The organism is Streptomyces sp. NPDC051315, from assembly GCF_044455165.1.
GTDB lineage: Bacteria > Actinomycetota > Actinomycetes > Streptomycetales > Streptomycetaceae > Streptomyces.
In genome coordinates this window covers 127,471-139,383 of record NZ_JBITEN010000005.1, presented here as the reverse complement: position 1 = coordinate 139,383, position 11,913 = coordinate 127,471, and the positions used below count along the sequence as shown (strand labels likewise).

Here is an 11,913-nt window from a genome sequence, read left to right as displayed (position 1 = left end):
CGGGACTCACGGGGGGAGCGGAAGTCCCGTGTAGTTCGCCGCCAGTTCGGCGGCCGCGTGGCGGGATGCGGTGATCCGGCGCAGCCGGGCGAGCTGCATCCGGTGGTCGAACGCATCCCCATCTGGTTGAACGTGCAACATCCTGGTCATGTCGCAGGAGAAGCGGGTGGCCTGCCACACCCGCTCCAGGCACTGGTCCGAGTACCCGTCCAGGAGCCGGGTGGAGCCCGTGGTGTGCAGGGCGGTGAAGGCGCGGGCGAGGACACGGACGTCGGAGACGGCCAGGTTGAGCCCCTTCGCGCCGGTGGGCGGCACGATGTGCGCGGCGTCCCCGGCGAGCAGGAGCCGGCCGTGGCGCATCGGCTCGTGGACCTGGCCGCGCATCGGGGTCACGGCCTTGGAGGTGATCGGGCCGCGGTTCAGGGTCCAGTCGGCGTCGAGGGCGAAGCGGGCGGCGAGCTCGTCCCAGATCCGGTCGTCGGGCCAGTCGTCCGCCCGGGTGCCGTTGGGGACCTGGAGGTAGAGCCGGGAGACGCGCGGCGAGCGCATGCTGTGCAGGGCGAAGCCGCGTTCGTGCCGCGCGTAGACCAACTCCTCGCAGGACGGCGGGACATCGGCGAGGACGCCGAGCCAGGAGTACGGGAAGTCGTGCGTGTACGTCCGCCCGGCGCCGGCCGGGAAAGCGGCGCGCGCGACGCCGTGGGAGCCGTCGCAGCCGACGACCCAGTCGCAGACGAGGGTCTGTTCGCGGCCCTCGTGCAGGAACCGTACGACGGGTGCGTCGCTCTCCGGCCTCTCGACCGCGAGCGCCTCCGCCGCGAACAACAGGGGTGGCCCGGCGGCGAGTTGGAGCGCGACCAGGTCCTTCACCAGCTCCGTCTGGGCGTAGACGGTGACGGTGCGGCCACCGGTGAGGACGGGGAAGTCGATGTGGTGGCGTTCCCGGTCGAAACGCAGCTCGATGCCGTGGTGGACCAGGCCCTCGAGGTCGAGGCGGCGGGCGGCGCCGACCGCGCGCAGGGCGTCGACCGTGCCCTGCTCCAGCATTCCGGCGCGCTGGCGCCCCAGGACGTACTCCCGTGTCCGGCTCTCCAGGACCACGCAGTCGATGCCCGCGCGGTGCAGGAAGCGGGCGAGGACCAGCCCGGCGGGACCGCCGCCGATGATGCCGACCGTCGTGCGCATGGCATGCCTCCCCTGGGTGCGGCGGTCGTGCGGGCGCAGTCGCGCTCCTCCAGTGCATCAGGTGGAGTCGCGGTGCACCACCGTGGCCTCGAACAGTTCGTGCGACTCGGGCGCGGCACCGGGGTTGCGGACCGCCCGGTCGACCAGCCCGGCCAGGGCGCGTCCGGAGGGCAGCGCGATCCGGACGGTGCTCAGCCGGGGGCGCAGCAGCCGGCCGAGCATGAGGTCGTCCGCGCCGATGACGGCCGTGTCCTCGGGGACGCGCACGCCCGCGTCCTGAAGGGCGCGCATCAGCAGCATGGCGTACTCGTCGTTGAAGGCGAAGACCGCGTCCAGGCCGAGGTCCGGCCAGCGCGCGGCGAGGGCCGCCGCGGACTTCTCCGTGTAGGCGAGGGGCAGCTCGGTGACGGTGGCGTCGGTGCCGTGCAGCGCCGCGCGGGCACCGGCGAGGCGGGGCGCGGAGAACATCCGCAGGCCGGACTCCCGGGGGACGACGACGCCGATACGGCGGCGGCCGCGGGCGTACAGGTGCCCGGCGGCGCTGCGGCCGGCGCCGGCGTGGTCCAGGAGGAGGGCGTGGGCGCCCTCGACGGGCTCGGAGCCGAGCGTCACCACGGCGCGGGTGCCGGAGCGCCTGAGCAGGGCGACGCCCCGCGGGCCGAGGCCGGGTCCGGGCACCAGGACGGCGACCGGCCGCAGCTCGGCCCAGGCGCGGGCGGCGTCGTCCCCGTGCAGGCCGCCGGCGCCGTACTGGACGGCGGTGTAGTCGAGGCGGCCGAGCGCGCTCTGGAAGTCGTGCACGAACTGGCTGTAGAGGGGGCCCGCCGGGACGGGCGGGGCGGGTATGAGGACCATGCGGCTGTGTCCCGCGCGCAGGCTGCGGGCGGCCGCGTGCGGGACGTACCCGAGTTCCTTGGCGGCCTGGCGGACCCGGCGGCGCGTGGGTTCGCTGATGCGTACGGCGCTGGTGTTGTTCAGCACGTAGGAGACGGTCGCGCGGGAGACGCCGGCCAGGCGGGCCACGTCGGCGCTCGTGGGCACGGAGCGCGGCGCCGACGACGGTGTCGGCGCGGGCGTGTTCGGTATCTGCACCATGACGTACGGCATCTTGGCAGAAACGGGGTCCGGCGCGCCGGGCGGGGCGGGACGGGGTCCCGGCCGGATCCCGGGCGCCGGGCGGGGGTGGGCGCGGGCTCGGCGCGGGACGGGATCCCGGCCGGTTCCCGGGCGCCGGGCGGGGTGGGGTGCGGGCGTCAGCCGCCCGTCACCCGGTCGACCAGGTCGTTCCAGCCGGCCTCCAGGCGGGCCTGGGGCAGGCCGCACTGGCGGGTCAGGTGGTGGATCAGGACGGGGTTGAGGTAGCCCATCAGCGTGTGGGCGAGCAGTTCGGCGTCCGCCTCGGGTGCCGCCTGCCGCAGCAGCATCGCGAGGTGGCCGTGCAGGACACGGCGCGCCGGGACGACGAAACGGCGGTCCGCGTCGGGCTCGGCCGCCAGTTGCAGGTCCAGCTCGTCGACCGAGCGCCGCAGCAGGGCGACGCCGAACGCGCGCAGCCGCTCGACCGGCGGGGCGCCGGGCCCGAGCGGCGGGGGGCCGCTCAGGAAGGCCGCCTGGAACTTCCTCTCGGAATGGTCGAGGAGCGCGGTCAGCAGTCCGGTGCGGTCCCCGAAGCGGCGGAACACCGTCCCCTTGCCGACGTCGGCCGCCGCGGCCACCGCCTCCATCGTGACCGCGGCCGCGCCGTGCTCGGCGATCAGGCGGGCGGCGGCGTCCAGCAGCCGGGCCCGGTTGCGGGCCGCGTCGGCGCGCAGGCAGGGCTCGTCCTCGGCCGGCCCGAGCTGGAGCAGCTCGGGCTCGCCGACGGTCTCCTCGGGCCCGTGGAAGGGCGGCAGAACGGCGGACATGAACACAGCGTAAAGCACCGGGAATGAAACTGGACCGCGGTCCGCTTAGAGTGATACAACCTTAAACGGACCCCGGTCCGGATCGTAACGGCACTGTTTCAGCCCCTGGGAGTACCCATGTCTGTCCGTATCCTCGCGCTCGTCGGCAGCCTCCGCGCCGGTTCCACCAACCGCCAGCTCGCCGAGGCCGCCGTCAAGGTCGCTCCGGAGGGCGCCGAGGTCGAGCTCTTCGAGGGCCTGGCCGAGATCCCCTTCTACAACGAGGACCTCGACGTGGAGGGCAGCGTCCCGGCCGCCGCGGCCAAGCTGCGCGAGGCCGCCCGGGCCGCCGACGCGTTCCTGCTCTTCTCGCCGGAGTACAACGGCACGATCCCGGCCGTCCTGAAGAACGCCATCGACTGGCTGTCCCGCCCCTACGGCGCCGGCGCCTTCGGCGGCAAGCCCGTCGCCGTGGTGGGCACCGCCTTCGGCCAGTACGGCGGCGTCTGGGCGCAGGACGAGGCCCGCAAGGCCGTGGGCATCGCCGGCGGCAAGGTGATCGAGGACCTCAAGCTCTCCATCCCCGGCTCGCTGACCCGCTTCGCCGAGACCCACCCGGTGGACGACGCCGAGGTCGCCGCCCAGCTGACCGAGGTCGTCGCCCGGCTGCACGGCCACGCGGGCGAGGCCGCGGCCGCCTGAAGGCCCTGACCACGCCGAAGGGGTCCGGGGCTTCCTCCCGGACCCCTTCGGCGTGCCCGGCCCGGCCCGTCGCCGTCCTGGCCGCCCACGCCCCGCTCCAGGACCGCCTCACCCACGCCGAGCACCCGCCGGGCCGGCCGGTGCCCACCCCGCAGGGGCGGCTGCGGCTGCACCCGGCGCTGCCGATGCGGCGGCGGCACGGCCGTGAGCCACCGGGCCCGTCGGTCCCGGCGCCGGAGAGGCCCCGGCACAGTCGTGCAGCGCGGTCGAGCGCCGTCGGCGGGTGGCGGCCGTCCGCGGCCCCTCGTGCGGTTCCCCGCGCCCCTTCAGGATCGGGCGACCCGGAACCCGACGTCGTCCACCCGGAAGGTGGGGTGGCTGCGGCGCCGCACGGAGGCCCGGCAGCTCCAGTGCTCGTCGAACCAGCCGCCGCCGCGCAGCACCCGGTAGGTGCCGTAGACCTCGGGGTCGTAGAGGTCCCAGCACCACTCCCAGACGTTGCCGAGCATGTCGTGCAGGCCCCATGCGTTGGGCTGCCTGCCGCCGACCTCGTGGATCCGCTCCCCCGAGTTGCCGCGGAACCAGGCGACGGCGTCGAGGGGGCCGTAGCGCGGTCCCGTGGTGCCGGCCCGGCAGGCGTGCTCCCACTCCGCCTCGGTCGGCAGCCGGTAGCCGTCGGCCGAGGCGTCCCAGGCGACGGTCCCGCCGTCGGACCGGACGTCGTAGGCGGGGGTGAGGCCCTCGCGCAGGGACAGGGCGTTGCAGAAACGCACCGCGTCCCACCAGGAGACGCCCTCGACCGGCAGTCGGTCGCCGCCGTCCGACGGCCGGCCGGTGACCCGGGCGTACAGCTCCCGGGTGACCGGGTACACCCCGAGCCGGTAGGGCTCCGGCTCCACCGTCCAGGTCCGCCGGGTCCGCCGGTCCGTCAGCGTGACCCGGCCCGCCGCGATCCGCACCGTCTCGTACTCCGCCCCCGTGTCCATGATCGGATCATCCCACCCCCGGGCGCTACGCCTTGCGGCCCACCCCGCAGTAGGCGTCGACGTGCACGGCGGGACCTGCCGTGTCACCGGGGTCCGGACGCCACCGGGTCACCTGGACGACGCCCGGGTCGACCAGTTCCAGCCCGTCGAAGAAGCCGGCGAGCTCCTCGACGCGGCGCACGTGGTACGGCACGGCGCCGCTCGCGTTGTACGCCGCGGACGCGGCGATCATGCCCTCGCTGGTGGCGGTGCTGTCGCTGATCACGAGGTGGCTCCCCGGGGGAAGACCCGCCATGAGCCGGCGCACCAGGTCGCGGGCCTGCTCGCCGTCGGCGACGTGCCCCAGCGTGTTGAGGATCATCAGGGCGACCGGCCGGGAGAGGTCCAGGGTGTCCGCGGCGGCCGCCAGCACGGCCTCCGGGTCGTACAGGTCGGCGTCCAGGTAGGCGGTCCTGCCCTCGGGCGCGCTGGTGAGCAGGGCGTTGGCGTGGGCCAGCACGACGGGGTCGTTGTCGACGTACACGATCCGGGCGTCCGGGGCGACACGCTGCGCGACCTCATGGGTGTTGTCGGCGGTCGGCAGGCCGGTGCCGATGTCCAGGAACTGCCGGATCCCCCGGTCTCCGGCCAGGTGGCGGACGGCGCGCCCCAGGAAGCGCCGGCCGGCGACGGCCACGTCGACCAGGCCGGGGAAGATCTCCTTGATCCGGTCACCGATCTCGCGGTCGACCTCGTAGTGGTCCTTGCCGCCGACGAAGTAGTTCCAGAAGCGGGCCGAGTGCGGTATGGACGTGTCGATCCGGGCGGGCGCCGTCCCGCTGCCGTTGGTCCGGTCGGTGGAATCGGGCACAGCTGAGCCTCCTGCGCGTGCACGTCGGTGATCGGTTTCCCAACCTAGGCCGACTTTCGTACGGGCAAAGGACGTTGGGTGCGTTCCTGCCACCGGGACGGCATGCCGTTTCGGCCATTTTCGGCGGGGACGGTTCGCGGGGATCCCCGCGGCGTCCGACATCGGCCCCCTGTCTGCGGGCCGCACGGGTGACGGTCGTCTCCCGCGGCGACAGTGTTGCCCTCCCGACCGTTCTGTGACCTAATCGGATGGCCATCAGTACGGATCTTGGCGGTTTCGTTCGCCGCGCCGGAGGGAGCGGCACGTGACGCGCGGACATGTGACCACGGACGGCGACGAGGTCACGGCCGCGCCGGGCGGGCTGCTGGACCTGCTGAAGGTCGCGGCCGTGGTGCTGGACAGGACCGGGCACATCGCCCTGTGGAGCCCCGAGATCGAGCAGCTGCTCGGCCACTCCGCGGAGGAGGCCCTGGGGCAGCGTGCGGACACGCTCCTGATCGCCCCCGAGAACCGGCCGCGGGGCAGGGAACTGTTCGCCCAGGTCCGTTCGGGGGCCCGGTGGGCGGGCGTCTTCCCGCTGCGGCACCGGGACGGCACGGAACGCCCCGTCGAGTTCCGGACGATGCGCCTGCTCGACCGCGACGGACAGCCCCACCTGCTCGGCCTCGCCACCGACGCGCCGACCGTGCGGGGCGTCGAGCGGGATCTCGCGCTCTCCCACAGCCTGGTCAACCAGTCCCCCATCGGCATCGCCGTCTTCGACACCGACCTGCGCTGGGTGGGGGTCAATCCCTCACTCGAGCGCATGAACGGCGTACCCGAGTCGGCCGTGGTGGGCCGCCGGGTGGGCGAGGTGCTGCCGGGCCTGGACGTGGAGGCCATCGAGGCCCGTATGCGGCACGTGCTGGCGACCGGCACGCCCCTGCTCGACCAGCAGACCGTCGGCCGTACGGCCGCTGACGCCGAGGACCGCGCGTACTCGGAGTCGTACCACCGCATCGAGGACACCAGCGGCCGGGTCCTCGGTCTGGCGGTGTCCGTCCTGGACGTCACCGAACGCCAGCAGGCGGCGGCCGAGGTCGCCCAGGCCCGGCAGCGCCTGTCCGTGATCGCGGACGCCGGAGTGCGGATCGGCACCACCCTGGACCTGCGGCAGACCGCGCGGGAGCTGGCCGGCGTGACCGTGCCGCACGTGGCCGACCTGGCGGCCGTCGACGTCCTCGAATCCGTCGTGGCCCACGGCACCATCACGCCCGTCACGGGGCGCGCCCCCGCCGAGTTCCGGGCGCTGGCCGTGGCGGCGGGCTACCCCACCGACGCCATCCACGCCGCCGACCCGGTCGGGGAGCTGGCCACCTACGGCTCCTCGCGGATCATCACCCAGTGCGTCCGCAACGCCCGGCCGGTGCTCGTCGAGCGGGTGGACGCCCGGATCATGCGGCGCATCGCCCGGGACGCGCGGGCCGCCCAGACACTGCACGAGGCCGGCGTCCACTCCTACCTGGCGCTGCCGCTGATGGCCCGGGGACGGGTGCTCGGCACCCTCAGTCTCTACCGCACGGTCAACGACCGCCCCTTCGACGAGCAGGACCGCCTCCTCGCCTCGGAGCTCGCCGCACGGGCCGCGATCTGCATCGACAACGCCCGGCTGTACGGACGCGAACGCACCACCGCCCTGACGCTCCAGCGCAGCCTGCTGCCGTCGGCGCCGGCCCAGCGGGAGGGGCTCGACATCGCCGCCCGTTACCGGCCCGCGCTGAGCGAGGTCGGCGGCGACTGGTACGACGTGCTGCCACTGGGGCCGCAGCGCACCGGGCTCGTGGTGGGGGACGTGATGGGCAAGGGCGTCCAGGCGGCCGCCATCATGGGGCAGTTGAGCACCGCCACCCGGGCGCTGGCCCGCCTCGACCTGCCGCCCGCCGAGCTGCTGCGGCACCTCGACGACATCGCGGGCTCACTGGGCGACGCGATCGCCACGTGCGTCTACGCCGTGTGCGACCTGCGGCGCGGCACCTGCGAGCTGTCCAGCGCCGGCCACCTGCCGCCGGTGCTGGTCAGGACGGACGGCACCGCGGAACTCGTCGACGTGCCCACGGGCGTACCGCTCGGGGTGGGCGGCGTGGACTTCGGCACGGTGGAACTGGAGCTGGCCCCCGGCTCACTTCTCGCCCTCTACACCGACGGGCTGGTCGAGAACCGGGGGGAGCCGATCGACACCGGCCTCGGCACCCTGACGCGGTTCCTCCAGAACCCGGGTGACTGTCTGGAACGGACCAGCGACAGCCTCCTCGGCGCCCTGCGTCCCGAACCCGACGACGACGTCGCCCTCCTCCTGGTCCGCGTCCGCGGCTGAGCGCGGAGCTGGAGGAGGTGCGGACAGTCACGGCGGGCATCGCCCTCACCGGGATAGACGATGTCGGTGTGGTAGGCGTGGCCGTTGTCGCGCCGGTCGTCGTGCGCGTAGTGGACGACCAGCAGCGCCGTCGGTGAGGGCCGCGTCCTGGGCCTCGTTCGACGCCGACCAGGGGACGGAGGCGGGCGCGGGGTGCCCGAGCCGCCGGGGGTGAGGACGATCCGGTACGCGGACATCCGGTGCGGGCCGCGCGGCGCGACGGTCACCGAGCCGTCGTCGGCCACCGCCGCCTTCGTGCGGGCGAGGACGCGCGGGGCCGGGTGCGGTCCCTCGTAGCCGGACCAGGCGGCCTCGGCGACGGTCACGGTGACCGTACGGCCGAACACCGGCCGGGAGACGCCGCGGACGACGTCGACGTCGTCCGCGCAGCCGCCGAGCAGGACCTGCGCCTGGCGGCGGGAGGTGTCGAGGGAGGCGAGGCCCTGGAGGGTGTCGACGGTGTTCGGCCGCGGCGGGGTGACCCTGACGCTGTCGCCGGTCAGGCCGGCGTACCAGCGCAGGAACCACCAGCCGCCGTTGGGGATGCAGGAGCGCACCACATGGCCGCCGAGGTTGCCGGCGGCGTCCCAGTAGGCCATGTTGGCGTACACCTTGTTCCGCTCGAACATCGGAAGGGTGGCTGCCATGGCGGTCGCTCCGAGAAGGGCTGCGGGACCAAGGCGGTTGTGTGCCGGCTTCTCCGCGCGCCTGTCACCGGCGGGCGGAACGGGCGCCGGACCCGGCCGGCGGTACGGGCGCGTGCCGGCCGGGCGTGTGTCGCCCCGTCAGGCCCAGCTCGTCACCGGCACGAACGAGCTGTCCTGCCGGAACAGGTCCGTGCCGTCCGTCTGCTCCACCCGCAGTTGGTAGTTGTAGTGGCGCAGGTAGTAGCCGGGGTAGTTGTACGACTCGAAGCGCACCGAGCCGCTCGCCGTGCCCGTGCGGGCGATGAACGTGGCGTCCCGGGCGAAGGTCGACGTGCCGTCGTCGGGGTCGAAGCGGCCGCGGAAGGAGTAGTGGCGCAGGTAGTTGCCGGCCGCGTCACGGAAGGAGAAGCCGTTGGCGTCGGCCAGGCCGGGCACGAGGGTGAAGGTGGCGTTCTGCTTCTCGGCGGTCGTACTGGCCGAGGTCACCACCGGGAGGTTGAGCAGCGAGGACTGCTCCTGCCAGTAGCGGGTGGTGTAGTTGGCGGACCGGAGGGAGCGGGTGACGTTCTTCGCCAGGCCGACTCCACCGGAGACCGTCTCCTTGATGACGGTGAAGTGGCGTGCCGTGCCCGAGACGCCCGGCAGGGCCTTGGGGGTGCTCCAGGTGGCGAAGGTGTCGTAGCTGTCGCTGTAGTAGTAATTGCCGTCGCCGTAGCCGTCGAAGAAGATCCGCCAGGCGCCGTTGTCGAGCTGGACGAGGGCCGGCCCCTCGCGGTAGCTGCCCCAGCCGGCCCAGTTGCCGGTCCGGGAGATGGTGTAGGGGCCGGCGAGGCTCGTCGCGGTGCCGTACTCGATGTACTTGGTCGTCTCGTTCTTGGTGAAGGCGTGGTAGGTCGAGCCGAGCTTCACGATGAAGGTGTCGATGTGGTTCTCGCCGATGCCGGACAGGGCCACCGGTGAACTCCATGTGGTCAGGGCCGAGTCGGTGGCCTTCAGCAGGTACGGGGTGAAGATCCACTCGTCGTCCGTGGTCGAGCAGGACACGATGACGTTCACGCTGCCGTCGCTGTCGACGAACCACTCCGGCGCCCAGGCGCGGGACAGGTTCGCGACCGGGACCGTGTAGTCGTACAGGAAGGTCCAGTTGACCCGGTCGGTGCTGCGGGCGAAGCCGATCGTGGTGCTGACGTCCTGCCAGGTGTGGGTGGTGTAGGTGATGTAGTAGTAGCCGTTGGTGTGCTTGAAAATGCTCGCGTCGCGGATGCGGTTGCTCGGCGGGGTGTAGGCCGAGGACTTCACGAGCCGGAAGTCGGTGGCGTCGTCCGACTGGTAGACGTTGACCGTGCCGTCGGTGCTGTTGAGGAACGGCACGATGGTGTAGCGGGTGGCCGAGCCGCTGGGCGGGGCGGCGGCGAGGGCCGTGCCGAGCAGGCCGGGCGCCTCGCCGAGTACGAGCGCCGAGGCGGGCAGGACGGCCATCGCGCGCAGCAGGGTGCGGCGGGACGGGGCGGGGGGACGGGTGGTCATGAACGGCTCTCCCTACGACTCAGGGTTCGACATGCCGAACAAGGTTCGGAAAGTCGATCAGAAGGTAGGGGTGGGGCACCGGCCCGTCAATGCTTTGCGCAGAACGGGAAGGGCCGTGCGGGATGCCGTGCCGCCAATGGGCTCACCTCCGCGCGAGGGTCGTTCCGTCGTCCCCCTCCGGACGTTACCGTTCGGTAGACCACGTGCTCCCGGAGGTGTCCCGCATGACGCTCGACCGTTCCGCAGGCCTGGCGGACAGCGCCCGCGCGCTCGCCGAGGGGGAGGTGTCCTCCCGCACGCTGGTCGAGCGGGCCCTGGCGCGGATCGAGGCGACGCAGGGCATTCTCAACGCCTTCCGGATCGTGCGGGCCGAGGCCGCGCTCGCCGAGGCCGAGGCCGCGGACCGGGAGCTGGCCGCCGGGGTGCGCAGACCCCTGCTCGGCGTGCCGGTCGCCGTCAAGGACGACATGGACGTGGCGGGCGAGCCGACCGCCTTCGGCTGCCAGGGCGACCACCCGGTGGTCGCCGAGGACGGGGAGGCGGTACGGCGACTGCGCGCGGCCGGTGCCGTCATCGTCGGCAAGACCAACACCTGCGAACTCGGGCAGTGGCCGTTCACCGAGGGCCCCGCCTTCGGCGCGACCCGCAATCCCTGGAACACCGACCACACCCCGGGCGGCTCCTCCGGCGGCTCGGCGGCCGCGGTCGCGGCGGGCCTGGTGCCGGCCGCGCTCGGCTCCGACGGCGCCGGCTCGGTCCGCATCCCGGCCTCCTGGACCCACCTCGTCGGCATCAAGCCGCAGCGCGGCCGCATCTCCACCTGGCCGCGCGGCGAGTCCTTCCAGGGCATCACCGTCAACGGCACGCTGGCCAGGACCGTCGCCGACGCGGCCCTCCTGCTGGACGCGGCCGGCGGCAACCACGCACGCGATCCGCACCGGCCGCCCGCCGTCGACGCCCGCGCCGCCGTCGGCCGCGACCCCGGCCGGCTGCGGATCGCGCTCGCGCTGAAGCCGCCGTTCACCGCCGTGCCCGCCCGGCTGCGGCCCGAGGTGCGCGCCCGGGTCGTCGAGGTCGCCGGGAAACTGGCCGACCTGGGGCACACCGTCGAGGAGGCCGACCCGCCGTACGGGCAGATCGGGCTGACCTTCGTGCCCCGGGCGACCGCGGGCATCGCCGAGTGGGTCGCCGAGGCGCCCTTCCCCGCGCTGCTCGACCGGCGCACCCGTGGCACCGCCCGGCTGGGCCGGCTCCTCGGCGGCACCCCGCTGCGGGCCGCCCGGCGCGCCGAAGCGGCCCTGCACCGCCGTATCGGCGCCTTCTTCGCGACGTACGACGTGGTCCTCGCGCCGACGACCGCCGCTCCCCCGCCCCGGATCGGCGCCATGCTGGACCTCAGCGGGTTCGCCACCGACCGCGCCATCATCGCCGCGTGCCCGTACGCCTGGCCGTGGAACGTCCTCGGGTGGCCCGGCGTCAACGTGCCCGCGGGCTTCGCGCCCGGCGGGCTGCCGGTCGGGGCGCAGCTGCTCGGCCCGGCCAACAGCGAACCGCTGCTGCTGTCGCTGGCCGCGCAGCTGGAGGCGGAGCTGCGCTGGCACGAGCTGTGGCCGCCGCAGCCCGAGCCGGTCACGAACGCGGCGGCCGGATGACGGTGTTCCGCCCGTCCCCGGCACTGTGGTGACGGCCGTGGAGCACCTCCCGCCGAGGACCGGTCACGCCACCGGGGCGTCCGTCTGCA

General features: G+C 73.9%; 9 protein-coding genes and 1 pseudogene. 3 read left to right on the top strand and 7 right to left on the bottom strand.

From position 1 onward, the window contains the following. Nucleotides 1-6: 6 nt before the first annotated feature. From ACIBBD_RS11960 to ACIBBD_RS11950, 3 genes are all read right to left on the bottom strand, one after another. The gene (locus ACIBBD_RS11960) at nt 7-1,185 is read right to left on the bottom strand and encodes a 4-hydroxybenzoate 3-monooxygenase (RefSeq protein ID WP_399419212.1); all 1,179 of its coding nucleotides are present in this window, start codon (nt 1,183-1,185) and stop codon (nt 7-9) included. Between the two features lie 57 nt (nt 1,186-1,242). Continuing rightward, nucleotides 1,243-2,292, bottom strand: a complete 1,050-nt coding sequence (locus ACIBBD_RS11955; RefSeq protein ID WP_399419211.1) for a LacI family DNA-binding transcriptional regulator — start codon at nt 2,290-2,292, stop codon at nt 1,243-1,245. 146 nt (nt 2,293-2,438) lie between these two features. Then, nucleotides 2,439-3,089 (bottom strand): TetR/AcrR family transcriptional regulator, encoded by a 651-nt coding sequence (locus tag ACIBBD_RS11950; protein ID WP_399419210.1) that lies wholly within the window; start codon nt 3,087-3,089, stop codon nt 2,439-2,441. A gap of 117 nt (nt 3,090-3,206) precedes the next feature. Between ACIBBD_RS11950 and ACIBBD_RS11945 the strand changes: the two genes are divergently transcribed. Continuing rightward, the gene (locus ACIBBD_RS11945; RefSeq protein WP_399419209.1) at nt 3,207-3,770 is read left to right on the top strand and encodes an NAD(P)H-dependent oxidoreductase; all 564 of its coding nucleotides are present in this window, start codon (nt 3,207-3,209) and stop codon (nt 3,768-3,770) included. Between the two features lie 326 nt (nt 3,771-4,096). Here ACIBBD_RS11945 and ACIBBD_RS11940 read toward each other — a convergent pair whose 3' ends face one another. Both ACIBBD_RS11940 and ACIBBD_RS11935 read right to left on the bottom strand, forming a co-directional pair. Next, a complete protein-coding gene (locus tag ACIBBD_RS11940) occupies nt 4,097-4,756 on the bottom strand; it encodes a formylglycine-generating enzyme family protein (protein ID WP_399419208.1) in 660 nt (219 codons plus the stop codon). A gap of 25 nt (nt 4,757-4,781) precedes the next feature. Next, complete coding sequence (locus tag ACIBBD_RS11935; protein ID WP_399419207.1) at nt 4,782-5,606, bottom strand: SAM-dependent methyltransferase; 825 nt, start codon at nt 5,604-5,606, stop codon at nt 4,782-4,784. Between the two features lie 304 nt (nt 5,607-5,910). Here ACIBBD_RS11935 and ACIBBD_RS11930 point away from each other — a divergent pair, with 304 nt between their 5' ends. After that, nucleotides 5,911-7,959, top strand: coding sequence for a SpoIIE family protein phosphatase (locus ACIBBD_RS11930; RefSeq protein WP_399419206.1), 2,049 nt, complete (start codon nt 5,911-5,913; stop codon nt 7,957-7,959). A 126-nt stretch (nt 7,960-8,085) separates the two neighbouring features. Here the strand turns inward: ACIBBD_RS11930 and ACIBBD_RS11925 are convergent. Together ACIBBD_RS11925 and ACIBBD_RS11920 are read right to left on the bottom strand one after the other, a co-directional pair. Continuing rightward, nucleotides 8,086-8,627, bottom strand: a pseudogene (locus ACIBBD_RS11925) (cellulosome protein); the annotation flags it as partial. 156 nt (nt 8,628-8,783) lie between these two features. Next, the gene (locus tag ACIBBD_RS11920) at nt 8,784-10,172 is read right to left on the bottom strand and encodes a glycoside hydrolase family 43 protein (protein WP_399419205.1); all 1,389 of its coding nucleotides are present in this window, start codon (nt 10,170-10,172) and stop codon (nt 8,784-8,786) included. Between the two features lie 224 nt (nt 10,173-10,396). On the opposite strand from ACIBBD_RS11920, the gene ACIBBD_RS11915 reads away from it, so the two are divergent. Further along, entirely contained in the window at nt 10,397-11,824 is a 1,428-nt protein-coding gene (locus tag ACIBBD_RS11915; protein ID WP_399419204.1) for an amidase, read from the top strand. The last annotated feature ends 89 nt before the right edge of the window (nt 11,825-11,913 follow it).

What these genes read in the sequence shown, in the direction of transcription:
- ACIBBD_RS11915 (WP_399419204.1), top strand. Translation starts at nt 10,397, where the DNA reads ATGACGCTCGACCGTTCCGCAGGCCTGGCGGACAGCGCCCGCGCGCTC.
- ACIBBD_RS11920 (WP_399419205.1), bottom strand. Translation starts at nt 10,172, where the DNA reads ATGACCACCCGTCCCCCCGCCCCGTCCCGCCGCACCCTGCTGCGCGCG.
- ACIBBD_RS11960 (WP_399419212.1), bottom strand. Translation starts at nt 1,185, where the DNA reads ATGCGCACGACGGTCGGCATCATCGGCGGCGGTCCCGCCGGGCTGGTC.
- ACIBBD_RS11955 (WP_399419211.1), bottom strand. Translation starts at nt 2,292, where the DNA reads ATGCCGTACGTCATGGTGCAGATACCGAACACGCCCGCGCCGACACCG.
- ACIBBD_RS11950 (WP_399419210.1), bottom strand. Translation starts at nt 3,089, where the DNA reads ATGTCCGCCGTTCTGCCGCCCTTCCACGGGCCCGAGGAGACCGTCGGC.
- ACIBBD_RS11940 (WP_399419208.1), bottom strand. Translation starts at nt 4,756, where the DNA reads ATGGACACGGGGGCGGAGTACGAGACGGTGCGGATCGCGGCGGGCCGG.
- ACIBBD_RS11945 (WP_399419209.1), top strand. Translation starts at nt 3,207, where the DNA reads ATGTCTGTCCGTATCCTCGCGCTCGTCGGCAGCCTCCGCGCCGGTTCC.